This is a genomic window from Massilia sp. Dwa41.01b (assembly GCF_014171775.1).
GTDB lineage: Bacteria > Pseudomonadota > Gammaproteobacteria > Burkholderiales > Burkholderiaceae_D > Telluria.
On the sequence record NZ_CP050454.1, the window covers coordinates 520,518 to 542,191 of the forward strand.

Annotated in this window: 34 protein-coding genes, 1 tRNA gene and 2 pseudogenes; 28 read left to right on the forward strand and 9 right to left on the reverse strand. The window is 61.4% G+C overall.

Annotation, left to right across the window (positions count from 1 at the left end):
• Nucleotides 1–160: 160 nt before the first annotated feature.
• The 9 genes and pseudogenes from G4G28_RS02280 to G4G28_RS02310 all read right to left on the reverse strand — a co-directional run bounded on the left by G4G28_RS02280 (nucleotide 161) and on the right by G4G28_RS02310 (nucleotide 6,977).
• Nucleotides 161–1,417, reverse strand: a complete 1,257-nt coding sequence (locus G4G28_RS02280; RefSeq protein WP_182990695.1) for a TerD family protein — start codon at nucleotides 1,415–1,417, stop codon at nucleotides 161–163.
• Nucleotides 1,414–2,313 (reverse strand): HpcH/HpaI aldolase/citrate lyase family protein, encoded by a 900-nt coding sequence (locus G4G28_RS02285; protein WP_182990696.1) that lies wholly within the window; start codon nucleotides 2,311–2,313, stop codon nucleotides 1,414–1,416. Before G4G28_RS02285 ends, G4G28_RS02280 begins: the two co-directional genes overlap by 4 nt.
• On the reverse strand, nucleotides 2,306–2,875 hold the full coding sequence (locus tag G4G28_RS27335) for a cysteine protease StiP domain-containing protein (protein ID WP_308601677.1): 570 nt from the start codon (nucleotides 2,873–2,875) through the stop codon (nucleotides 2,306–2,308). The genes G4G28_RS02285 and G4G28_RS27335 overlap by 8 nt, the downstream gene beginning before the upstream one ends.
• Nucleotides 2,859–3,392: pseudogene (locus tag G4G28_RS25100) on the reverse strand (cysteine protease StiP domain-containing protein); the annotation flags it as partial. The pseudogene G4G28_RS25100 and the gene G4G28_RS27335, both read right to left, overlap by 17 nt.
• A complete protein-coding gene (locus G4G28_RS02295) occupies nucleotides 3,389–4,141 on the reverse strand; it encodes a hypothetical protein (protein WP_229507858.1) in 753 nt (250 codons plus the stop codon). The gene G4G28_RS02295 and the pseudogene G4G28_RS25100, both read right to left, overlap by 4 nt.
• Nucleotides 4,116–4,565, reverse strand: coding sequence for a TRSP domain-containing protein (locus G4G28_RS25105; RefSeq protein WP_229508051.1), 450 nt, complete (start codon nucleotides 4,563–4,565; stop codon nucleotides 4,116–4,118). The genes G4G28_RS02295 and G4G28_RS25105 overlap by 26 nt, the downstream gene beginning before the upstream one ends.
• Before the next feature lie 118 nt (nucleotides 4,566–4,683).
• Nucleotides 4,684–5,310 (reverse strand): annotated as a pseudogene (locus G4G28_RS25110) (phosphoribosyltransferase domain-containing protein); the annotation flags it as partial.
• A complete protein-coding gene (locus G4G28_RS02305) occupies nucleotides 5,307–6,326 on the reverse strand; it encodes an ATP-grasp domain-containing protein (RefSeq protein ID WP_183107990.1) in 1,020 nt (339 codons plus the stop codon). The gene G4G28_RS02305 and the pseudogene G4G28_RS25110, both read right to left, overlap by 4 nt.
• A gap of 75 nt (nucleotides 6,327–6,401) precedes the next feature.
• On the reverse strand, nucleotides 6,402–6,977 hold the full coding sequence (locus G4G28_RS02310) for a TerD family protein (RefSeq protein WP_182990699.1): 576 nt from the start codon (nucleotides 6,975–6,977) through the stop codon (nucleotides 6,402–6,404).
• Between the two features lie 545 nt (nucleotides 6,978–7,522).
• On the opposite strand from G4G28_RS02310, the gene G4G28_RS02315 reads away from it, so the two are divergent.
• The 28 genes from G4G28_RS02315 (at nucleotide 7,523) to G4G28_RS02450 (ending at nucleotide 21,558) form a co-directional block, all read left to right on the forward strand.
• A tRNA-Val gene (locus G4G28_RS02315) sits at nucleotides 7,523–7,599 on the forward strand.
• A 277-nt stretch (nucleotides 7,600–7,876) separates the two neighbouring features.
• Nucleotides 7,877–8,533 carry a 50S ribosomal protein L3 gene (gene rplC / locus G4G28_RS02320; protein ID WP_182990700.1) on the forward strand — a complete coding sequence of 219 codons (657 nt, stop codon included), beginning with the start codon at nucleotides 7,877–7,879 and terminating at the stop codon, nucleotides 8,531–8,533.
• A 2-nt stretch (nucleotides 8,534–8,535) separates the two neighbouring features.
• Nucleotides 8,536–9,156: a 50S ribosomal protein L4 gene (rplD, locus tag G4G28_RS02325; protein WP_182990701.1), complete on the forward strand. Its 621-nt coding sequence runs from the start codon at nucleotides 8,536–8,538 to the stop codon at nucleotides 9,154–9,156.
• Nucleotides 9,153–9,470, forward strand: coding sequence for a 50S ribosomal protein L23 (gene rplW, locus G4G28_RS02330; RefSeq protein WP_182990702.1), 318 nt, complete (start codon nucleotides 9,153–9,155; stop codon nucleotides 9,468–9,470). Before rplD ends, rplW begins: the two co-directional genes overlap by 4 nt.
• Nucleotides 9,470–10,297 carry a 50S ribosomal protein L2 gene (rplB, locus tag G4G28_RS02335; RefSeq protein ID WP_182990703.1) on the forward strand — a complete coding sequence of 276 codons (828 nt, stop codon included), beginning with the start codon at nucleotides 9,470–9,472 and terminating at the stop codon, nucleotides 10,295–10,297. The genes rplW and rplB overlap by 1 nt, the downstream gene beginning before the upstream one ends.
• A gap of 10 nt (nucleotides 10,298–10,307) precedes the next feature.
• Entirely contained in the window at nucleotides 10,308–10,583 is a 276-nt protein-coding gene (rpsS, locus tag G4G28_RS02340) for a 30S ribosomal protein S19 (protein WP_182990704.1), read from the forward strand.
• A complete protein-coding gene (rplV, locus tag G4G28_RS02345) occupies nucleotides 10,580–10,912 on the forward strand; it encodes a 50S ribosomal protein L22 (protein WP_182991690.1) in 333 nt (110 codons plus the stop codon). Before rpsS ends, rplV begins: the two co-directional genes overlap by 4 nt.
• An 11-nt stretch (nucleotides 10,913–10,923) precedes the next feature.
• The gene (gene rpsC / locus G4G28_RS02350; RefSeq protein ID WP_182990705.1) at nucleotides 10,924–11,751 is read left to right on the forward strand and encodes a 30S ribosomal protein S3; all 828 of its coding nucleotides are present in this window, start codon (nucleotides 10,924–10,926) and stop codon (nucleotides 11,749–11,751) included.
• A gap of 2 nt (nucleotides 11,752–11,753) precedes the next feature.
• On the forward strand, nucleotides 11,754–12,173 hold the full coding sequence (gene rplP / locus G4G28_RS02355; protein WP_005663456.1) for a 50S ribosomal protein L16: 420 nt from the start codon (nucleotides 11,754–11,756) through the stop codon (nucleotides 12,171–12,173).
• Nucleotides 12,174–12,185: 12 nt separating this feature from the next.
• Nucleotides 12,186–12,377 carry a 50S ribosomal protein L29 gene (rpmC, locus tag G4G28_RS02360; RefSeq protein WP_159698333.1) on the forward strand — a complete coding sequence of 64 codons (192 nt, stop codon included), beginning with the start codon at nucleotides 12,186–12,188 and terminating at the stop codon, nucleotides 12,375–12,377.
• Nucleotides 12,374–12,646, forward strand: coding sequence for a 30S ribosomal protein S17 (gene rpsQ / locus G4G28_RS02365; RefSeq protein ID WP_182990706.1), 273 nt, complete (start codon nucleotides 12,374–12,376; stop codon nucleotides 12,644–12,646). Before rpmC ends, rpsQ begins: the two co-directional genes overlap by 4 nt.
• A gap of 231 nt (nucleotides 12,647–12,877) precedes the next feature.
• Entirely contained in the window at nucleotides 12,878–13,246 is a 369-nt protein-coding gene (rplN, locus tag G4G28_RS02370; RefSeq protein WP_182990707.1) for a 50S ribosomal protein L14, read from the forward strand.
• Between the two features lie 9 nt (nucleotides 13,247–13,255).
• A complete protein-coding gene (gene rplX, locus G4G28_RS02375) occupies nucleotides 13,256–13,570 on the forward strand; it encodes a 50S ribosomal protein L24 (protein WP_136219936.1) in 315 nt (104 codons plus the stop codon).
• Nucleotides 13,571–13,573: 3 nt separating this feature from the next.
• A complete protein-coding gene (gene rplE / locus G4G28_RS02380; RefSeq protein WP_182990708.1) occupies nucleotides 13,574–14,113 on the forward strand; it encodes a 50S ribosomal protein L5 in 540 nt (179 codons plus the stop codon).
• Nucleotides 14,114–14,117: 4 nt separating this feature from the next.
• Complete coding sequence (gene rpsN, locus G4G28_RS02385; protein ID WP_036240351.1) at nucleotides 14,118–14,423, forward strand: 30S ribosomal protein S14; 306 nt, start codon at nucleotides 14,118–14,120, stop codon at nucleotides 14,421–14,423.
• A gap of 14 nt (nucleotides 14,424–14,437) precedes the next feature.
• Nucleotides 14,438–14,833 (forward strand): 30S ribosomal protein S8, encoded by a 396-nt coding sequence (gene rpsH / locus G4G28_RS02390; protein ID WP_182990709.1) that lies wholly within the window; start codon nucleotides 14,438–14,440, stop codon nucleotides 14,831–14,833.
• Nucleotides 14,834–14,843: 10 nt separating this feature from the next.
• Entirely contained in the window at nucleotides 14,844–15,377 is a 534-nt protein-coding gene (gene rplF, locus G4G28_RS02395; RefSeq protein ID WP_182990710.1) for a 50S ribosomal protein L6, read from the forward strand.
• A gap of 12 nt (nucleotides 15,378–15,389) precedes the next feature.
• Entirely contained in the window at nucleotides 15,390–15,752 is a 363-nt protein-coding gene (rplR, locus tag G4G28_RS02400) for a 50S ribosomal protein L18 (protein WP_119811786.1), read from the forward strand.
• Between the two features lie 12 nt (nucleotides 15,753–15,764).
• Nucleotides 15,765–16,283 carry a 30S ribosomal protein S5 gene (rpsE, locus tag G4G28_RS02405; protein ID WP_036208946.1) on the forward strand — a complete coding sequence of 173 codons (519 nt, stop codon included), beginning with the start codon at nucleotides 15,765–15,767 and terminating at the stop codon, nucleotides 16,281–16,283.
• Nucleotides 16,284–16,294: 11 nt separating this feature from the next.
• On the forward strand, nucleotides 16,295–16,474 hold the full coding sequence (gene rpmD / locus G4G28_RS02410; RefSeq protein WP_036246278.1) for a 50S ribosomal protein L30: 180 nt from the start codon (nucleotides 16,295–16,297) through the stop codon (nucleotides 16,472–16,474).
• A gap of 26 nt (nucleotides 16,475–16,500) precedes the next feature.
• Nucleotides 16,501–16,932: a 50S ribosomal protein L15 gene (gene rplO, locus G4G28_RS02415; protein ID WP_182990711.1), complete on the forward strand. Its 432-nt coding sequence runs from the start codon at nucleotides 16,501–16,503 to the stop codon at nucleotides 16,930–16,932.
• A gap of 28 nt (nucleotides 16,933–16,960) precedes the next feature.
• Nucleotides 16,961–18,295, forward strand: a complete 1,335-nt coding sequence (secY, locus tag G4G28_RS02420; RefSeq protein ID WP_182990712.1) for a preprotein translocase subunit SecY — start codon at nucleotides 16,961–16,963, stop codon at nucleotides 18,293–18,295.
• A 20-nt stretch (nucleotides 18,296–18,315) separates the two neighbouring features.
• Nucleotides 18,316–18,534 (forward strand): translation initiation factor IF-1, encoded by a 219-nt coding sequence (gene infA, locus G4G28_RS02425; protein WP_005663428.1) that lies wholly within the window; start codon nucleotides 18,316–18,318, stop codon nucleotides 18,532–18,534.
• Nucleotides 18,535–18,566: 32 nt separating this feature from the next.
• Nucleotides 18,567–18,680 (forward strand): 50S ribosomal protein L36, encoded by a 114-nt coding sequence (gene rpmJ / locus G4G28_RS02430; RefSeq protein ID WP_005663407.1) that lies wholly within the window; start codon nucleotides 18,567–18,569, stop codon nucleotides 18,678–18,680.
• Between the two features lie 12 nt (nucleotides 18,681–18,692).
• Nucleotides 18,693–19,058 carry a 30S ribosomal protein S13 gene (gene rpsM, locus G4G28_RS02435; RefSeq protein ID WP_027867244.1) on the forward strand — a complete coding sequence of 122 codons (366 nt, stop codon included), beginning with the start codon at nucleotides 18,693–18,695 and terminating at the stop codon, nucleotides 19,056–19,058.
• A 14-nt stretch (nucleotides 19,059–19,072) separates the two neighbouring features.
• On the forward strand, nucleotides 19,073–19,477 hold the full coding sequence (rpsK, locus tag G4G28_RS02440) for a 30S ribosomal protein S11 (RefSeq protein WP_005663404.1): 405 nt from the start codon (nucleotides 19,073–19,075) through the stop codon (nucleotides 19,475–19,477).
• Between the two features lie 332 nt (nucleotides 19,478–19,809).
• Complete coding sequence (gene rpsD / locus G4G28_RS02445; RefSeq protein ID WP_182990713.1) at nucleotides 19,810–20,433, forward strand: 30S ribosomal protein S4; 624 nt, start codon at nucleotides 19,810–19,812, stop codon at nucleotides 20,431–20,433.
• Between the two features lie 147 nt (nucleotides 20,434–20,580).
• Nucleotides 20,581–21,558, forward strand: a complete 978-nt coding sequence (locus G4G28_RS02450) for a DNA-directed RNA polymerase subunit alpha (protein ID WP_026354946.1) — start codon at nucleotides 20,581–20,583, stop codon at nucleotides 21,556–21,558.
• Nucleotides 21,559–21,674 lie beyond the last annotated feature (116 nt).

The window sequence follows — 21,674 nt, forward strand, 5'->3', positions numbered from 1 at the left end:
GATGCTCGAGTGCTCGACCGTAGCGATCATACCCTGCCGCCTCTCGACGAAAATGCGCGGAATTTCACATCTTTTGAATCCACCTCGTCGATATGGAAGAGGAAGAAAGGCAAGCGACGCGGCGCCGTTTCCCGGCGCGCAGGGCATGCCGCCCGTCCCCTCAATCCTTGCTGCCGGTCTTCCAGCGCAGCCCGAACTGGAAGCGCTGGTCCATCAATTCGTGCGCGCTGGTCCGGCCCTGCTGTTCGAAATATTCGGCCAGCTTCGTCACCTGCAGGCGTCCGCCCTGGTTCTCGATCATCGCGATCGCACACATCATCTGGCTGCCGCCACCGTCCAGGCGTACCTCGACCGGTGCCTGGTTCGGTACGGCGATGGTGACCACGCCATCGGTCGCTCCCCAGTTCGGCACACCCTCGTAGATGAAGGAAAAGATCAGCGCGCGGCGGATGCCGTCGAAGCGCTCGCCGTTGATGTACAGGTTTTCGCCATTGCTCGACGATCCCGTGCGGTCGTCGGCGTCGAGCTTGATATAGGGGACGTTGTCGTAGTCGCCCCAGGCATTGCCGAGCGCCTGCACCAGGCCCTTGCGGCCATCGGCCAGTTCGAACATGCAGCCCAGATCCAGGTCGATGCCACCTGAACGCCGGCGTCCGCCCGGGGCGCCACCCAGCGCGCCGCTCAGCCGGCCGAGGAAGCCCGTCTTCTCGGGCTGCGTGCTCGGGCTGACGGCGCCGGACTGGTTCCAGTTCAGGTTGACGTGGATCCGTCCGAAGCCGCCGCCGGCGCGCTTCTCGAGCGAGACCTTGTCGCCGCGCTTTTCGAGCGTGACTTTCGACAGCGAGACTTTAGGCTGGACAGAAGAAACCGGCGCGGGTGCCGGCTGTGCCGGCGTGGAAGACGGCGGTGCCGCCTCGCTTCCACCGAAATGCTTCAGCAGCGCCGACAGCCCGCCATTGAATCCCTGGCCAACCGCGCCGAAGCGCCATTGCCCGTCGCGCCGGTACAGCTCGGCCACGATCACCGCCTTTTCGTCGCCGAAGTCCGCCCCAGACCACGGAAAGCGCAGCGCGCTGCCGACGGTGAGGCTGCTGGCACCGAGCGCGCGCATGGTTTGCGCGCCGTCGATGGCGGCCACGAACACCAGCTTGGCGATGGTCGAAGGCAGGGCGTCGAGTTTCAGGTCGAAGCGGGCCTTGCTGCCAGCCAGTTGCAGGCGCACGGCGTCGCCGGGGCTGGCGAGCTGGTTGTAGAAGACCATGTAGCGCTCGTCCGAGAGCTTGTCGGCGCCATCGAGCCCGAAGCAGGAGACGTCGAGCGTCATGCCTGGCGCCGCGATATCGATTTCGACCGGGAAGGAGGCGCCCAGGCCCAGGTCGGCCAGCTTGCCCTTCTGGCCGCGCGAGAAGATGTTCATGTGCTTTCCCTTTCAATGGAAGATGCCTCGGCGCCGAAGCGGCGCGACTGCGCGACAAGGCGCTCCGCCCAGGCGCGGTGGGTAGCCACCTCGCACATCGATTCGTGCAGCTTGAAGACGGCCGGGCTGTTCTCGTCGAGGATGGCATGGGCCGCCGCCAGGTCCTGCGGCTTCACCTTGTAATGCTGTTCGATCGGTGCGATCTGGCTCGGGTGAATGGCCGTCTTGCCGACCATGCCGTAGGCGATATCTTCCAGCACTTCCTGGTCGAGCAGGGCCGGTGCATCGAGGTGCTCGAACACGGGCGCGGTCAGCATGAAGCCCCAGGGGCGGAAGATTGTCACCAGGCGTGCGATCACGGGACCCAGAGGCGTGCGATAAATCGTCATGCCGCGCGGACGGCGCAGTCCCAGCAGGGCCAGCAGATCGTTGCCGCCGATGCGCAGCGCCAGGATGCGGTTGCGCACGCCCGGGGCCTGCAGCAGCTCGCGGAAGGCTTCCATCTCGCGCTCGCTGAACACCTCGGCCGTTTCCAGCGTCGGCATCAAGAGGTGGCGCGTGTCGCGCACCTGGCGGTAATACGATTCGAAATTCTGGCGCGTCGCTTTCGGGATCACGAAGCCGGCCAGCTTGTGCACGCCCGGCATGGCCAGCACCCGCGCCAGCACCTCGGGATTACGCACCCGCACGAAGCGCTGCGCATGCACATCGGGGTGCATGTTCTGCAGCACCACCGACAGGTTGAACAGCGCCCAGCTCAGGTCGCGGTCTGCCACCGCGTCTTCGGTACAGAAGATCAGCGAGCGCGCCTGTGGCAGCTTCTCGCCGTTGGCCACCTGCAGCAGGTCTTTGTGGTTGGCTGGCACGTACAGCGACGCGCCCATCGATTCATGCATCCGAGGCACTCCTGATCAGGGAAACAGCTTCATACGGCAGCGCCGGGTCGATCTCGACCGGTACCGCCTTTTCTTCGGCCAGCAGGCGCAGGTGCGCCGTCGCCGCGCCCTGCGCCTGGCGCAGCAGCAGCAGGCGCGGCACGCGGCGCAGCAGCACGCGGGTGGCTTCGCCGATGCCCGGCTTGACGAGGTTGACGTCGCCGATGGCATGGCGCGCCATGGCGCCGGCAATGTAGGCGTGCGAGCGCGCGGCGGCCGCGCGGGTATCGATCGCTTCCACCTGGCCCAGCGACGGCGCCTGCGCGAGCGCGAGTTTCACCAGCAGGTCGACGAATGCGCGCGAGCGGTCCTGCGGCGCGAACGCCTCGTAGAGCACGCAGCCGTGGAAGTCGGCCGGACCGATCGCATCGCTCAGCACCGAGCGGCTGACCAGGCCCGACACCGTCGCGTTCAGGATGCTCGAGGGGATCAGGTAGTCGTCGCAGGGCGGCGGCGACGCTTGCCGCCCCGGCCAGGTCCGACAGCACGTACAGGCCGGCGTCGAGCCCCACGCCGTGTTCACGGTTGAAGCGCGCGATCGAGGCTGCCAGCTCGCGTGCGATCACGCCCTTGCCGGTCCAGCCGTCCACAAACACGATCGATTCGGGCGCGTGGCCCCGGGCCAGGATGTGGCGCAGGGCGTTCGCGTCGATGCCGCGGTCGCGCACGATCGAGACCGAATAGTGGGTGCTGGCGCGCTTGAAAACGGGGCCCAGCAGGCGTTGCAGCACCACGCCGACGGGCGTGCCGCCGCGTGCCAGCGATACCAGCGTCACCGGCCCGCTGCGGCGTGCCGCGATCAGGCTCGCCAGGCGCAGGCAGTCCAGTGCCATGCGCTCGCCATTGTCGCGGCAGGCCTGGTCGAACAAGGCCAGGTAGCGCTGCGACGGCGGCCGTTCGGGAGTCAGCATTTCGCTGTAGTGGCGGCGGCCGGACTGGATCAACGCCTCCTTTTCGCCGATATCGACGAAATCGGCCAGCACCAGGGGCGTCAGGAGGAAGCGCACGTCCCCGCTCGCATAGCTGCCCGAAAAACTCACAGGGCCTCCAGCGTCAGTCTGGAGAGCTGGGTGCCACGCGGGACGATCGCATAGTCGCAGTCGGCCATGAAGCGCGCATCCGAGCGGCTATCGCCCATGCCGAAGGTGACGATCTCGCCGTGCTCGCGGCGCAGGCGCTCCGTCACGTGGGCCACCGCATGCGCCTTGTCCAGGCTGCGCGGCAGGATGGCCAGGTTGTTGCCGTTGCGGTGCACGCAGTAGCCGGCATGCGCATCGAGCCAGGGCTGTACGACCTCGCGCTCGATGCGCGCCAGCGTGTCGTGGTCCTTGTCCGGATCCTGAGCACCACGAAAAACGGCGTGCCCGCGTCTTCCACCAGGCGCGCGCGGCCACGGTAGCCGCAGTCCACGGCCCAGGCGTCGACGTGGGCGGCCAGCCCCTGCAGAACCGGGCAGGGCGGTCGTCATCTGGCCGTGCATTTGCGCCTGCCATTCGCGGTCGATGGCGCCGTCCGGCAGCAGGATGACGCCGCCGAAATTCAGGATGACGTAGCTGGAAAAGCCCAGGTCGACGCGGCGGAACGCGTCCAGGCTGCGCGCCGTGGTCGGGATCACGGTCGTGCCTTCGCTGGCAAACGCAAAAAAGGCGCGCTGCGCCGGCGTGGTGTACGAGCAGATGCTGCCATCGCTGTAATAGGCGGCCGGCTCGAGCTCCGCGCGGCCGGCGCATTTCTCGAGCGTCTGGAACAGGGTATCGTCCAGGTCAGCAAACAGGAACTTCTTCAACATCGTCTTCCAGGTGATAGTGGAACAGGCGCGCGCCGAGCTGGCGCGCCAGCGCATGCAGGGCGTCGTTCGGAGCTGTCTCGTGGCAGAGCAGCACATGCTGGTACTGGCCTGGCGCCACGTTGTACAGGTAGTTGGCAACGCCTTCGCCGTAGTTGTCGGGGAAGCGCAAGGCGTGGCTGACAGCGCCCCAGGTGAGGATGGGCGAGCGCGTGGTCGATTGCACCACGACGTCGACGCCATGGCGCTCCAGCGCCGCGCCCAGCAGCGTGGACGGGTGCATGAATTCGCCGGTGCCCAGCACCAGCACTTTCTCGCCAGGTGCGAACCCTGCGGCCAGGCGCTCTGCCAGCGCTTCGGGCGTACGCAGCGCGCGCCATCCCCAGGCGGCCGAAACGGGTGCTGGCGCCGCGTTCGGCTTTCGCATCGTAGCGCTGGGCCGGCGCCGCGTCGACCGGCAGGGTGCCAGGGGTGAAGCGGTAGGCGCCGCTAATGAGCGCGCCGAGGGTGGTGGGCAGGCCGAAGCGAGCGCTCAAGCCCGCGTTGGCCGCCTGGCCCATGAAATCGGTGATCACGGCCAGGTGCACGTGCTCGATGCCGGGATTGAGGCGCCGGCAGGCCTGCGTCAGGTTCAGGAAGGTGTTGCCGGTGCTGGCTTCGTCATCGACCAGCACGATGCTGCGCGCCCGGTGCAGCAGCGCCTGTTCGGCTTCTCCCTGCGGCAGGTGCAGGAACTGGCGCGGCGCGTGGCTGTGCGCCTCCTCGAATTCGAGCAGCGGGCCGCTACCGACGCGGTAGCGTGTGGTCTGCAGGAACAGGGCTTCGCGGCCCGGGTTGGCGCGCAGCCAGGCTTCGAACACGCCCTGGCCGAGGCCCACCGCGGTTTCCGCCATGGCGATGAAGAGCACCGGAGCGTCGGCCGCATTGTCAGTCACGGGAACGCCGGTAGCCAGGCGTTCGTGCACGGCCAGCATGTCGCGCGGGCGCACCGGCCAGTGCTTGCCCAGCACCTTGCTCAGGAACAGAAAACCGCGCTTGGCATTCGCGCGCGCCGCAAAGCCGAGCAGCGCGTCGAGCTCGTGCGCGCCCTCGTGCAGCGTGAGCTCGAGCAGGCCGGTCGGCAGTTCGGCGCTGCGCCCGATGGACAAGCCGTCGTCGCTGCGCGCGTTCATGCCAGCTCCACGGCCTGCGCCATTTCGGCAACGCGGATGCCGTTGCGTACGGCGGGCACCGCCAGTCCCTCGAACCCGTCGGCGCAGCCTTTGATGGCCAGCCAGGGCAGGTTGGGCCCGGCCACGCAGGCCATGCCGATGCCGCCCGACATGCGGGGGTTGATTTCCAGCAGACGGGGGCGGCCGCCGCCTTCACGGAACTGGACATTGAACAGGCCGTTCAGTCCATAGGTGGCGGCCAGGCTGGCAGTCGCCTCGAGGATGTCGGCGCGCTGGTCGATGCGCTGGCCGGCGCCGGCGGTGCCTGACTTGCGGCGCACCACGGCGGCAACCAGGCGGCCGGCGTCGCCCACGCAATCGACGCTGTATTCGCGCCCGTCCAGGTATTCCATCAGCAGCATGCTGCGGAAGTTGCCCATGTTCGCCAGGCCGCGGCGGAAGTCGGCCAGGCTGACGTGGTATTCGGCGCCAGCCATCAGGATCTCGGCGCTGCTGCGCTCTTCGTCGAGCACGGCAAAGCCCAGGCCGTAGATCGAATGCGCCGGTTTCACGCACAGGCGCGCATGGCGGCGGCGCAGCGCGTCATGGGCTTCCTCGAAAGCGGCCGCGTTCTCGAAGTGGCGGAACTCGGCCACCGGTGCGACCGGCAGATCGGTCTCGGCGTAGAAGCGCGCCTTGTCGTGGATGAGCTGCAACGCCGCCTCCGAGGCCACGTTCAGCATGCGCGTGCCGATCGCGTCGAAGCGCGCCTGGGCGCCGGCCAGCACCGTGGCCTCGCGTCCTGGCACGAAGATGTCGACCTGCTGCGCGCGGCAAAAGTCGAGGCACCAGTCGATGTACTGCGCTGGCGTGAGGCCGGTCGGTTCGGGATGGAAGGCGTCGGCCAGCCGGGCGCCGGCGGAATGCGGGTTCGGATGGCTGTGCAGGAGGTGGAAACGCCCGCTTGAATCTGCCTGGCGGATCAGGGAGAGGGCAGTGTGGACGGAGGAAAAACCGCGGTTGAACCAGACACGCATGAAGAATCGTTCGCTAGCAGGAAGAGCAGGCCGCGCCCCCGGACAGGCGGCGGCGCGGTATGGGGGAAGGGTGCGTCAGACGTTGACGCCGAACGAGCGTGCCAGCGGACCGAGGCCGCCGTTGTAGCCCTGGCCGACGGCGCGGAATTTCCAGTCGCCGCCTGCGCGATACAGTTCGCCGAAGATCATTGCCGTCTCGGTCGAGCTGTCCTCGGACAGGTCGTAGCGGGCGATTTCGCCGTTGCCGTTGGCATTGACGCAGCGGATGAAGGCCTTGCTGACCATGCCGAAGCTCTGGCGGCGCGAGTCGGCTTCGTGGATGGTCACGCAGAAGGAGATCTTGTCGATGTCGGCCGGCACGCGCGTCAGGTCGACGGTGACGGTTTCGTCGTCGCCTTCGCCCTGGCCGGTGGTGTTGTCGCCGTTGTGGACGACGGAGCCGTCGCTGGACTTCAGGTTGTTATAGAAGATGAAGTCGGCGTCGCCACGAACCTTGCCGTCGGCCTTGAGCATGAAGGCACTGCCGTCGAGGTCGAAGGCGGCGCCGTCGGTCGAGCGCGGATCCCAGCCCAGGCCGATGATGACCTTGGTGAGGTTCGGCGCTTCCTTGCTCAGGTTGACGTTGCCGCCCTTTTGCAGACTGATTGCCATTACAGCTCCTTTCGTGATTGTCGCGGGTTGTCGGTGGACTCGTTGTCGCGCGGCCCCTGGAGCGGCCGCGCGGTCGCTGCCGTGAATATAGCGCTAATTGACGAATATTACACATCGGGGCTTACGGAAGACTTAGGCGGGGGGCGGGAGGGGGGAACGCATGGGTCCATGGGGCTGTTGCCTGTGCTGGCATGGGCATGCATGGTCCGCGTGGGCTCGGAGAGCCCACTCTACGAGACTCAGGCGGGGCTGCCCATGGAAGGGAGGCATGGGTAGGCGGGGCTGTTGCCTGTGCTGTTATCGGGATGCATGATCCGCGTGGGCTCGGAGAGCCCACCCTACGGGACGCGCCAGGGGCTCCGGTCGCGAAACCCGATTTTTGCGGCCGGCAGTCAGCGGCCTCATCCGTAGGGTGGGCACCCTGTGCCCACGCGGACGAAGCCCACCCACAGCAGGGCAGGCAACAGCCCCACCGACATCCGCGCACGCCTTTCAACACTCAGCTATTGCAAACCACGGCAACCCTTGGCATAATGCGGCTCCCCGGGCGGTTAGTTCAGTTGGTTAGAATACTTGGTCGACATCCAAGGGGTCGCAGGTTCGAATCCTGCACCGCCCACCAAAGACACTTCAAAGTTCGCGTCGATCCTCTTGTGATCGGCGCAGAGAAAAGGCGCATCGGTGCCTTTTCTGTGCTGGCCAGCCAGGCCAGATTCCTTCTTCTCCACGCTACTGCGAAAAACGCGCAACAGGGTCGACATACCCCCGATTATCTTGTTGCGTCAAGCCCTTTTGCGCGCTATACTAGCCGGCTTCGGTATGGACTCGTCGTTGCAGAGTCCGTACGTTTTTAGTAGTTCAACTACCCCCGCCCAATCGTAGGTGGGAATGGAGAAAAAATGAGCTTGGGCCTTCTCGGTCGCAAGGTTGGCATGATGCGCATCTTCACGGATGACGGGGATTCGATCCCAGTTACCGTGCTCGACGTGTCGAACAACCGTGTCGCACAAATCAAAACTCCTGAAACTGACGGCTACGCTGCAGTCCAGGTCGCATTCGGTCAACGTCGCGCTTCCCGCGTGACCAAGGCAGTTGCGGGTCACCACGCAAAAGCAGGCGTCGAAGCTGGCACCATGCTGCGCGAATTCCGCGTTGACGCTGCCAAGGCAGCTGAACTGAAAACTGGCGACGCAGTCAATGTCTCGCTGTTCGAAGTCGGCCAGAAAATCGACGTGCAAGGCACCTCGATCGGTAAGGGCTACGCCGGTACCATCAAGCGTCACAACTTCGCATCGGGCCGCCAAACCCACGGTAACTCGCGTTCGCACAACGTTCCAGGCTCCATCGGTATGGCGCAGGATCCGGGCCGCGTGTTCCCTGGTAAGCGCATGACCGGTCACATGGGCGACGTCACTGTCACCACCCAGAACCTGGAAATCGCCCGTATCGACGCCGAGCGTCAATTGCTGCTGGTAAAAGGTGCCGTTCCTGGCGCCAAGAACGGTCAAGTGATCGTCAAGCCGGCTGTCAAAGTCAAAGCCAAGAAAGGAGCTTAAATATGGAACTTCAGCTCCTGAATGAGCAAGGTCAAGCTGGCGCCGCTGTTGCAGCTGCCGATACCGTGTTCGGCCGCGAATACAACGAAGCACTGATTCACCAGGTCGTCGTCGCCTACGCTGCCAACGCACGTAGCGGCAACCGCAAGCAGAAAGACCGTGAAGAAGTCAGCCACACCACGAAAAAGCCATGGCGCCAGAAAGGCACCGGCCGCGCTCGTGCTGGTATGTCGTCGTCGCCTCTGTGGCGCGGCGGTGGTCGCATTTTCCCGAACTCGCCTGACGAGAACTTCACCCACAAGGTCAACAAGAAGATGTTCCGCGCAGGTATCTGCTCGATCTTCTCGCAACTGGCACGTGAAGGCCGTCTGGTCGTTATCGAGAACCTGTCGATCGACGCTCCGAAAACCAAGCTGCTGTCGCAAAAGCTGCAGGGCATGGGTCTGGAATCGGTCCTGGTGATCACCGACACCATCGAAGAAAACCTGTTGCTGGCATCACGTAACCTGCCGAACGTGCTGGTTGTCGAGCCAAAAGCAGCTGACCCGATGTCGCTGGTGTTCTACAAGAAAGTCCTGGTCACCAAAGCTGCACTGGCCAAGATCGAGGAGATGTACGCATGAGCACCGCAATCAAATTTAGCGAAGAGCGCCTGATGAAGGTGCTGATGGCTCCGGTCATTTCCGAGAAAGCTACCTTCGTCGCGGAAAAGAACGAGCAGATCGTCTTCAAGGTCTTGCCAGACGCGACCAAGCCGGAAATCAAGGCTGCCGTCGAACTGCTGTTCAAGGTCGAAGTGGAATCGGTGCAAACCGTGAACCGCGAAGGCAAACAAAAGCGTTCGGGCCGTTTCAATGGCCGTCGCAACCACACCAAGCGCGCTTTCGTGTGCCTGAAGCCAGGCCAGGAAATCAATTTTGTCGAGGAGGCTAAATAATGGCACTCGTTAAGATGAAGCCAACCTCCCCAGGCCGCCGCGGCATGGTGAAAGTTGTGACCGAGGGCCTGTACAAGGGTCGCCCGTTCGCAGCACTGGTTGAGAAGAAATCGAAGACTGCTGGCCGTAACAACAACGGCCACATCACCACCCGTCACATCGGTGGTGGTCACAAGCAACACTACCGTCTGGTCGACTTCAAGCGCCAGAAGGACGGCATTCCTGCCAAGGTCGAGCGTATCGAATACGACCCGAACCGTACCGCGCACATTGCACTGCTGTGCTACGCGGACGGCGAGCGTCAGTACATCATCGCCACCAAAGGCATGGCTGTCGGCGACAGCGTCATGAACGGCTCGGAAGCGCCGATCAAGTCGGGCAACTGCCTGCCAATCCGTAACATCCCGGTCGGTACCGTGATGAACTGCGTCGAAATGCTGCCAGGTAAGGGTGCCCAGATGGCCCGTACCGCCGGCGCCGCCGTGGTCCTGATGGCCCGCGAAGGCACCTACGCCCAGGTTCGCCTGCGCTCGGGTGAAGTCCGTCGCGTGCACATCGAGTGCCGCGCAACGGTTGGCGAAGTCGGCAATGCCGAGCACAGCCTGCGCAAGATTGGTAAAGCTGGTGCGATGCGCTGGCGCGGTGTCCGTCCGACCGTCCGCGGTGTCGTCATGAACCCGATCGACCACCCGCACGGTGGTGGTGAAGGTCGTACGGCTGCTGGTCGCCATCCGGTGTCGCCATGGGGCCAACAGACGAAGGGCAAGAAGACGCGTTCGAACAAGCGCACTTCTTCGATGATCGTCTCGCGCCGCGGCAAGAAATAAGGGATAACACATGACTCGTTCATTGAAAAAAGGGCCGTTCGTTGACGCCCACCTGGTGAAAAAAGTCGAGACCGCGCAAGCGAACAAAGACAAAAAGCCAGTGAAAACCTGGTCGCGTCGCTCGACGATCACGCCTGACTTCATCGGTCTGACGATCGCTGTTCACAACGGCAAGCTGCACGTGCCGGTGTACGTCTCCGAGAACATGGTCGGCCACAAGCTCGGCGAATTCGCGCTGACCCGTACGTTCAAGGGCCACGCCGCTGACAAGAAGGCGAAAAAATAATGGAAACTAAAGCTATCCTCAAAGGCGTGCGCCTGTCGGAACAAAAGGGCCGCCTCGTTGCTGACCTGATCCGCGGCAAGAAGGTTGATGCAGCACTCAACATTCTGCAGTTCAGCCCGAAGAAAGGCGCAACCATCATCAAGAAGGTTCTCGAGTCGGCAATCGCCAACGCGGAACACAACGATGGCGCCGATATCGACGAACTGAAGATCACCCAGATCTACGTTGAAAAGGGTCCGATCCTGAAGCGCTTTACGGCTCGCGCCAAAGGCCGCGGTGATCGCATTTCGAAACAATCCTGTCACATCTACGTGACTGTCGGTAACTAAGGAGTCACACGATGGGACAGAAGATTCACCCAACAGGCTTCCGCCTGTCCGTCACCCGTAACTGGGCGTCGCGCTGGTACGCCGGCAACGGCAACTTCGCTGAAATGCTCAACGAAGATCTGCAAGCCCGCGCTTTCCTGAAGAAGAAGCTGAAGAACGCTTCGGTCGGCCGCATCGTCATCGAGCGTCCAGCCAAGAACGCGCGCTTCACCATCTACTCGTCGCGTCCAGGTGTCGTGATCGGTAAAAAAGGCGAAGACATCGAAGTGCTGAAGACTTCGCTGGCGAAGATCATGGGCGTGCCTGTGCACGTCAATATCGAAGAGATTCGCAAGCCGGAAATCGATTCGCAGCTGATCGCCGATTCGATCTCGCAGCAGCTCGAAAAGCGCATCATGTTCCGCCGCGCGATGAAGCGCGCCATGCAAAACGCCATGCGTCTGGGTGCCGTCGGCATCAAGATCATGTCGTCGGGCCGTCTGAACGGCATCGAAATCGCCCGTACCGAATGGTACCGCGAAGGTCGTGTGCCTCTGCACACCCTGCGCGCCGATATCGACTACGGCACCAGCGAAGCATCGACCACGTACGGCATCATCGGCGTCAAGGTCTGGGTCTACAAGGGCGACCGTTCGGTCACCGGCGAAGCCCCGGTCATCGACACCCCGCCAGACGAGAAGAAGCCACGCGGCCCACGTCGTGACGACGGCAAGCCATCGCGCGGCCCACGTCCGGCCGGCGGCGCCCGTCCAGCTGCAGCCCCAACCGTGCGTGCTCGCCCAGCCGTCAAGCTGGCGACCCCGGCCGCTGCTGCACCAGCTGAGAAAGCAGGAGAATAAGCATGCTGCAACCATCGCGCAGGAAGTATCGTAAAGAGCAGAAAGGCCGTAACACCGGCATTTCGCACACCCGCGGCACCGCGGTCTCGTTCGGCGAATTCGGTCTGAAGGCAGTTGCCCGCGGCCGTATCACCGCACGCCAGATCGAGGCGGCACGTCGCGCCATGACCCGTCACATCAAGCGTGGCGGTCGTATCTGGATCCGTATCTTCCCGGACAAGCCGATTTCGAACAAGCCGGCCGAAGTCCGTATGGGTAACGGTAAGGGTAATCCGGAGTACTACGTCGCTGAAATCCAGCCAGGCAAAGTCCTGTACGAGATGGACGGCGTCGCAGAAGAACTGGCGCGCGAAGCATTCCGCCTGGCCGCTGCCAAACTGCCACTGGCTACCACGTTCGTCGTGCGCCAAGTCGGCCAATAACAGGAGTTGAATATGAAAGCATCGGAACTCCGCGGCAAGGACCAGGAAGCGCTGCAAAAGGAGCTGAGTGAGCTGCTGAAGGCCCAATTCGGCCTGCGCATGCAAATCGCTACCCAGCAGCTGGGCAATACCGCGCAGCTCAAGAAAGTACGTCGCGACATCGCACGTGTGAAGACCGTGATGAACCAGAAGGAAGCCAAATGAACGACACCACTAAAACGGCGCTGAAGCGTACGCTGGTCGGCAAGGTCGTGTCCGACAAAATGGACAAGACGGTAACCGTACTGATCGAACGTCACGTGAAGCACCCGCTGTACGGCAAAATCATCGTCCGCTCGAACAAGTACCACGCGCACGATGAGACCAACCAGGCCAAGACCGGCGACACGGTCGAGATCTCGGAAGGTCGCCCGATCTCGAAGACGAAGGCGTGGACCGTGACCCGTGTTGTGCAGGTTGCACAGGTCATCTAAGCCTTAAAAATTGTCTTGCGTGGCCCGCTGGTATCTGGGATACTAGCGGGCTTCGTTCATGTGTTGCCGCAGTTTGTCCCCCTCGGTAACTGCGGCCTGTACGAAGCAATTGGAAAGTCCAATCACCCAATCGTAGTGCTCCAGCAGGGGCGGTACGGCGGGACCAAGACTGACCGCAGGCCTACGGTTTTCCGTGGGATTTCTTCGGCTTAAGTTGGGAAAGAAAATACTATGATTCAAACTGAAAGCCGGCTCGAAGTGGCCGACAACACCGGTGCAAAAGAAGTTTTGTGCATCAAGGTGTTGGGCGGCTCCAAGCGCCGTTATGCGAGCATTGGCGACATCATCAAGGTAACCATCAAGGTTGCCGCGCCACGTGGCCGTGTCAAAAAAGGTGAAATTTATAACGCTGTGGTTGTGCGTACCGCTAAAGGTGTGCGCCGCCAAGACGGCTCCCTGGTGAAGTTCGACGGCAATGCCGCAGTGCTGCTCAACGCCAAGCTGGAACCGATCGGCACCCGTATCTTCGGACCAGTGACCCGCGAACTGCGCACTGAAAAGTTCATGAAGATCGTGTCCCTGGCACCTGAAGTACTGTAAGGAGTCGCAATGGATAAGATTCGTAAAAACGACGAAGTCATCGTTTTGGCCGGTAAAGACAAGGGCAAGCGTGGCGTGGTTTCGCGTCGCGTCGACGCCGAGCACGTCATCGTCGATGGCGTGAACGTTGCCAAGAAGGCCGTCAAGCCAAACCCGATGACCGGCGTACAAGGTGGTATCGTCGACAAGGCGATGCCGATTCACGTCTCCAACGTCGCGCTGTTCAACGCCGCGACCGGCAAGGCTGACCGCGTAGGCTTCAAAGACCAGGACGGTAAAAAAGTCCGCGTCTACAAGTCTTCCGGCGAAGAAGTGAAGGTGTAAGAAATGGCCCGTCTCCAACAATTCTACAAAGACAAAGTCGTCGCTGACCTGACCGAAAAATTCGGCTACAAGTCGGTGATGGAAGTGCCGCGCCTGACCAAGATCACCCTGAACATGGGTGTTGGTGAAGCGATCGCCGACAAGAAAGTGCTCGAGCACGCTGTGGGCGACCTGACCAAGATCGCCGGCCAGAAGCCAGTGACCACCAAGTCGCGCAAGGCAATCGCAGGTTTCAAGATCCGCGAAGGCTACCCGATCGGTACGATGGTGACCCTGCGCGGCGCCCGTATGTACGAGTTCCTGGACCGTTTCATCACCGTGGCCCTGCCACGCGTGCGTGACTTCCGCGGTGTGAATGGCAAATCGTTCGACGGTCGTGGCAACTACAACATCGGTGTCAAGGAACAGATCATCTTCCCTGAAATCGACTACGACAAGATCGACGCGCTGCGTGGCATGAACATCTCGATCACCACGACCGCTAAGACCGACGATGAAGCCAAAGCGCTGCTCGCCGCCTTCAAATTCCCGTTCAGGAACTAAGAGCATGGCAAAACTTGCACTGATTAACCGCGAACAGAAGCGTGCAGACCTGGTGGAGAAATTCGCCGCAAAGCGTGCAGCTCTGAAAGCAATCATCGACGACCAGTCGAAGACCGAAGAAGAGCGTTACGAAGCGCGCCTGAAACTGCAGGCACTGCCACGTAACTCGGCGCCGACCCGCCAGCGTAACCGCTGCGCCATGACCGGCCGCCCACGTGGCACCTTCCGTAAATTCGGCCTCGCCCGTACCAAACTCCGCGAATTCGCCATGAAAGGCGAAATCCCGGGTATGACCAAAGCCAGCTGGTAATAGGAGAATAAGCAATGAGTATGAGCGATCCTATCGCCGATATGCTGACCCGCATTCGCAACGCACAAACTGTTCAGAAAACCACGGTCGCAATGCCGTCGTCCAAAGTCAAGGTTGCCATTGCCAACGTCCTGAAGGACGAGGGTTACATTGAGGATTTCGCCGTGTCCACCGAAGGTGGCAAGTCGGAACTGAAAATCGGTTTGAAGTATTACACCGGCCGTCCGGTTATCGAGCGCATCGAGCGCGTGTCCCGTCCTGGCCTGCGTGTCTACAAAGGCAAAGATGAGATCCCAACCGTCATGAACGGCCTGGGCGTTGCCATTGTGTCGACCCCGCAAGGCGTGATGACTGACCGCAAAGCCCGCGCCTCCGGCGTCGGCGGCGAAGTTATCTGCTACGTGGCTTAAGGAGTAGACGATGTCTCGAGTAGCTAAGATGCCAATCGCAGTTCCAGCGGGCGCCGAAGTGGCGATCACTGCAGCAGCGATCACGGTCAAAGGCCCATTGGGCACCCTGGTCCAGCCGTTGAACGGCATGGTCAAGGTTGAAAACAACAACGGCACGCTGACGTTCGACGTGGTGGACGATTCGCGTGAATCGAACGCCATGTCGGGTACCCTGCGCGCCCTGGTCAACAACATGGTTGTCGGCGTCACCAAGGGCTTCGAGAAGAAGCTGAACCTGGTCGGCGTGGGCTACAAGGCGGCAGTGCAGGGCAATGCCCTGAACCTGTCGCTGGGCTTCTCGCACCCGGTGCTGCACGCGATGCCAGAAGGCATCACCGCAGCAACCCCGACCCCGACCGAAATCCTGATCAAGGGTATCGATCGTCAAAAGGTTGGTCAGGTTGCCGCCGAAGTGCGCGCTTACCGCTCCCCTGAGCCTTACAAAGGCAAGGGCGTCCGTTATTCGGACGAGGTGGTGAAGCTTAAAGAAACCAAGAAGAAATAATCGGAGCTGACGATGGACAAGAAAGAATCGCGTCTGCGTCGCGGACGCCAAACCCGCATCAAGATCGCGCAGTTGGGCGTGAACCGCCTGTCGGTGCACCGTACCAACCTGCACATCTATGCGAACCTGATCAGCCCGGATGCGAAGGTCCTGGTTTCGGCTTCGACGCTGGAAGCAGAAGTGCGCGCCGAACTGGCCGGTCAAAGCGGCAAGGGCGGCAACGCTGCCGCCGCTGCCCTGGTTGGCAAGCGCGTCGCAGAAAAAGCACTGAAGGCAGGAATCACCGAAGTCGCTTTCGACCGTTCGGGTTTCCGTTACCACGGCCGTGTGAAGGCGCTGGCAGAAGCCGCGCGTGAAGCCGGTCTGAAGTTCTAAGGAAGAATCGTCATGGCAAAAATGCAAGCGAAAATGGCAAGCGACAAGCCGGATGATGGCATGCGCGAAAAAATGATCGCGATCAACCGCGTGACCAAAGTGGTCAAGGGTGGTCGTATCATGGGTTTTGCAGCGCTGACCGTTGTCGGTGACGGCGATGGCCGCATCGGCATGGGTAAAGGCAAGTCGAAGGAAGTTCCAGTCGGCGTGCAAAAAGCGATGGAAGAAGCCCGCCGCAACCTGATCAAGGTGCCCCTCAAGAACGGTACGCTGCACCACACCGTTACCGGTCGTCACGGCGCCTCGCGCGTCATGATGTCGCCGGCCAAGCCAGGTACTGGCGTGATCGCTGGTGGCGCAATGCGCGCTATCTTCGAGGTGATGGGCGTGACCGACGTGGTCGCCAAGTCGACCGGTTCGTCGAACCCGTACAACCTGGTTCGCGCCACGCTCGACGGCCTGTCGAAAATGAGCACTGCTTCCGACATCGCAGCCAAGCGCGGCAAGTCGGTCGAAGACATCCTGGGTTAAGGGGAACAAACATGGCAAACACTGTCAAAGTCAAGCTCGTCAAGGGCCTGATCGGTACCCGTCAGGATCACCGTGCCACCGTGCGCGGCCTGGGTCTGCGTCGTGTCAACTCGGTCTCCGAGCTGCAGGACACCCCATCCGTGCGTGGCATGATCAACAAAGTCGCGTACCTCGTTAAAGTTGTATCGTAAGCCTCGGCTTACGAACGGAGAAAACAATGGAACTCAATACCATTCAACCAGCTGACGGCGCCAAGCACTACAAGCGCCGCGTCGGCCGCGGTATCGGCTCCGGCCTGGGCAAGACCGCTGGTCGCGGTCACAAGGGTCAGAAGTCGCGTTCGGGCGGCTTCCACAAGGTCGGCTTCGAAGGCGGTCAGATGCCTCTGCAGCGCCGTCTGCCGAAGCGCGGCTTCAAGTCGCTCAACGCAACCTTCAAGGCTGAAGTCCGTCTGTCGGACCTGAACGCCCTGGCGGTCGGCGACATCGACATTCTGGTGCTCAAGCAAGCAGGCATCCTGCCAGTGGTGGCACGCGACGTGCGCGTCATCCTGTCGGGCGAGATCACCCGTGCGGTGAACCTCAAGGGCCTGAAGGCGACCGCGGGCGCGAAAGCGGCCATCGAAGCAGCTGGCGGTTCGGTCGCCTAAAGCGACCGCTGCCTGATCGGAGCAAAAATTGGCGACTAATTCACAACTTGGTAAAAGCGCCGCTGCCGGCTTCCCCTGGAGTCGCTTGTGGTTTTTGCTTGGCGCATTGGTCGTGTACCGTATCGGTGCTCACATCCCGGTCCCCGGGATCGACCCGAACGAGCTGGCGGCGCTGTTCAAGCAGAACGAAGGCGGCATCCTGGGCATGTTCAACATGTTCTCGGGTGGCGCGTTGTCCCGCTTTACCGTGTTCGCACTCGGGATCATGCCCTATATTTCGGCTTCGATCATCATGCAGCTGGCGTCGATCGTCTCGCCGCAGCTGGAAGCGCTGAAGAAGGAAGGCGAAGCAGGACGCCGCAAGATCACCCAGTACACCCGCTACTTCACGGTGGCACTGGCTCTGTTCCAGGCGTTCGGCATCGCCGTCGCGCTCGAGGCTCAACCGAAACTCGTGATCGATCCGGGCCTGGCTTTCCGCTTCGTCACCGTCGTGACGCTGCTGACCGGCACCATGTTCCTCATGTGGCTGGGCGAGCAGATCACCGAACGTGGCCTCGGCAACGGCATCTCGATCATTATTTTCGCCGGTATCGCTGCCGGTCTGCCATCGGCACTGGGTAGCCTGTTCACCCTGGTGCAGAACGGTTCGATCGGTAATTTTGCCGCGATCTTCATCGTCATCCTGGTGGCTGTAGTGACGTTTATCGTCGTGTACGTTGAACGCGGACAGCGCAAGATCCTCGTGAATTACGCCAAGCGCCAGGTCGGCAACAAGGTGTACGGTGGCCAAACCAGCCACCTGCCTCTGAAGCTGAACATGGCCGGCGTGATTCCGCCGATCTTCGCTTCCTCGATCATCCTGTTCCCGGCGACGATCGTTGACTGGTACACCCGCGGCAAGGACGCCAATGGCCCGTTCATCGGGTTCTTGAAAGACCTGGCCGCATCCATGGGTACCGGTGAGCCGATCCACGCGTTGCTGTATGCGGTGGCGATCGTGTTTTTCTGCTTCTTCTACACCGCGCTGGTATTCAACAGCAAGGAAACGGCGGACAACTTGAAGAAAAGCGGCGCGTTTGTACCGGGCATCCGTCCGGGCGAGCAGACCGCACGCTACATCGACAAGATCCTGATGCGCCTGACCCTGGCTGGCGCCGTGTACATCACGGCCGTGTGCCTGGTGCCGGAGTTCCTGCAGTCGATCTGGAAAGTTCCTTTCTACTTCGGCGGCACCTCGCTCCTGATCATCGTGGTAGTCACGATGGACTTCATGGCACAAGTGCAGAACTACGTCATGTCGCAGCAATACGAATCGCTGCTGCGCAAGGCTAACTTCAAGGGCGGGATTCCGACGCGATAAGCGGGGAGTGCAGATACCGAATGGCAAAAGACGACGTCATCCAAATGCAAGGTGAGATTCTCGAGAATCTCCCAAATGCGACATTTCGCGTAAAGCTGGAAAACGGGCATGTGGTCCTGGGGCATATCTCGGGTAAAATGCGGATGAACTATATCCGCATTCTCCCGGGCGACAAGGTAACGGTGGAACTGACCCCGTACGACCTGTCCCGGGCACGCATCGTATTCCGGACCAAGTAAAAAACATTAAGTAAACTCACCAGGAGTACAACATGAAAGTTAATGCTTCAGTCAAGCGGATCTGCCGCAACTGCAAGATCATCAAGCGCAAGGGCGTGGTCCGCGTGATCTGCGTCGAGCCGCGTCACAAGCAGCGTCAAGGTTAAGAGGAATAACGAATGGCACGTATTGCAGGGGTTAACATCCCAAATCATCAGCACACTGTTATCGGCCTGACGGCGATCTATGGTATTGGCCGTCCACGCTCGCAGAAGATCTGCGATTCGACTGGTATCGCGACCAACAAGAAGGTCAAGGATCTCGACGATAACGAACTCGAGAAGCTGCGCGACGAAGTTGCGAAGTTTGTCGTGGAAGGCGACCTGCGCCGCGAACTGTCCATGAACATCAAGCGTCTGATGGATCTGGGCTGCTACCGCGGCATGCGTCACCGTAAGGGCCTGCCAGTGCGCGGCCAGCGTACCCGTACCAATGCACGTACCCGCAAAGGTCCGCGTAAAGCCGCTCAATCGCTGAAGAAATAATCTAGGAACCGACCATGGCTAAGCAACAAAGCAGCGCAGCAGCAGCACGCGTTCGTAAAAAAGTGAAGAAGAACGTGGCTGAGGGCATTGCCCACGTCCACGCTTCGTTCAACAACACCATCATCACGATCACCGATCGCCAGGGCAACGCCCTGTCGTGGGCGACGTCGGGTGGCGCTGGCTTCAAGGGCTCGCGTAAATCGACCCCGTTCGCGGCACAGGTCGCTGCTGAAGCAGCCGGCAAGGTCGCGCAGGAAAGCGGCGTGAAGAATCTGGAAGTGCGTATCAAGGGCCCAGGCCCAGGCCGTGAATCGGCTGTGCGCGCGCTGAACAACCTGGGCATCAAGATCACCGAGATCCAGGACGTGACGCCAGTTCCGCACAACGGCTGCCGTCCTCCAAAGCGTCGTCGTATCTAAGAACCGCCGGGCGGCTTCGCTGCCCAGTTGTTTCGATACATCGCGCAAGCGATTAGCAGTATCAAAAGCCGGTGCAGTATCCCGAATTCGGGTATACTGCCCGGCTGTTGTCGCCTTGGGCCCAGCGCCTGACAAAACTCTCATGGCTGCGTTGCATCGTCTCGCCGTACAGGCGTACTGCCTTCGACGACGCGCCTTGCCCTGAAAGTTTTGTCAAGCGCTCCCTCGGGCATCTTTTTTCAGCCACGTCCGCTCATCTACGGGTCGGACTAGCGCCTGCCGCATCGGCAACGATGCCTCTGGGGCGTGATTAATACATTAAAGGATTCAACGTGGCACGTTATATCGGACCAAAAGCAAAACTGTCGCGCCGTGAAGGCACTGACCTGTTCCTCAAGAGCGCACGTCGCTCGCTCGATTCGAAGTGCAAGCTGGACGTCAAGCCAGGCCAGCACGGCGTGAAATCGGGTGCCCGCACCTCCGACTACGGCAACCAGCTGCGCGAAAAGCAGAAGGTCAAGCGTATGTACGGCATCCTCGAGCGCCAGTTCCGCCGCTACTTCGCTGAAGCATCGCGCCGCAAGGGCAACACCGGCGAAACGCTGCTGAAGCTGCTGGAATCGCGCCTGGACAACGTCGCTTACCGCATGGGCTTCGGCTCGACCCGCGCTGAAGCGCGTCAGCTGGTGAGCCACAAGGCCTTCACCGTCAACGGTAACGTCGTGAACATCGCTTCGTACGCTGTCAAGACCGGCGACGTCATCGCCGTGCGCGAAAAGGCGAAGAAGCAAGTGCGTATCGTCGAAGCGCTGTCGCTGGCTGAACAAGTCGGCATGCCGAGCTGGGTCTCGGTCGACAGCAAGAAGATGGAAGGCACCTTCCGTTCGTTCCCAGAGCGTAACGAGATCGCCGCCGACGTCAACGAAGCACTGATCGTCGAACTGTACTCGCGTTAATCGTTTTTGAAGAGGCGCGCCTGCTCGGTATCCGAGGGGGCGTGCCTTCTTTGCGTTTTCGCTGCTACGCCAGATTCACCCAAGAATTCACCACATGCCATCAGCCTTATCGGTGTAACGAGCCGAGGGTATTGAAAAGGACATTTCATGCAAAATAGTTTGTTGAAGCCACGTATCATCGACGTCGAAGCCCTCGGTGCCGGTCACGCCAAAGTCGTGATGGAGCCATTCGAGCGCGGTTACGGCCACACCCTGGGCAACGCCCTGCGCCGTGTCCTGCTGTCGTCGATGATCGGCTACGCGCCGACCGAAGTGACCATCGCCGGTGTCGTGCACGAGTACTCGTCGCTGGACGGCGTGCAGGAAGACGTTGTCGACCTGCTGCTGAACCTGAAGGGCGTCGTGTTCAAGGTGCACAACCGTGACTCCGTCACCCTGACCCTGAAGAAGGAAGGCGAAGGCGCCGTCCTGGCATCGGACATCGACCTGCCGCATGACGTCGAACTGATCAACCCGGATCACGTGATCGCTCACCTGACCGCCGGTGGCAAGCTGGACATGCAGATCAAGGTCGAGAAGGGCCGTGGCTACGTTCCTGGTAACGTGCGCCGCCTGTCGGAAGACACCAACAAGACCATCGGCCGCATCATCCTGGACGCTTCGTTCTCGCCGGTGCGCCGCGTGTCGTACGCCGTGGAATCGGCCCGTGTCGAACAGCGTACCGACCTCGACAAGCTGATCATCAACATCGAGACCAACGGCGTCATCACCCCGGAAGAGGCGATTCGCCAGTCGGCCCGCGTGCTGGTTGACCAGCTCAACGTGTTCGCTGCCCTGGAAGGCACGGAAGCCGCCGCCGAAGCACCATCGCGTGCTCCGCTGGTCGATCCGATCCTGCTGCGTCCGGTCGACGACCTGGAACTGACCGTCCGCTCGGCAAACTGCCTGAAAGCGGAAAACATCTACTACATCGGCGACCTGATCCAGCGTTCGGAAAACGAACTGCTCAAGACGCCGAACCTGGGCCGCAAGTCGCTCAACGAAATCAAGGAAGTCCTTGCTTCGCGCGGCTTGACCCTGGGCATGAAACTCGAGAACTGGCCACCAGCCGGTTTGGAAAAGTAATTGCACCACCTGCCCGAACAATGTTGTCCGGGCAGTTTTAACCCTTATGAACCGGTCCGCGGTCATGCCTTGGCATGAACGATCGAAGAACTGGAAATTAAACACTCGAAAGGAAG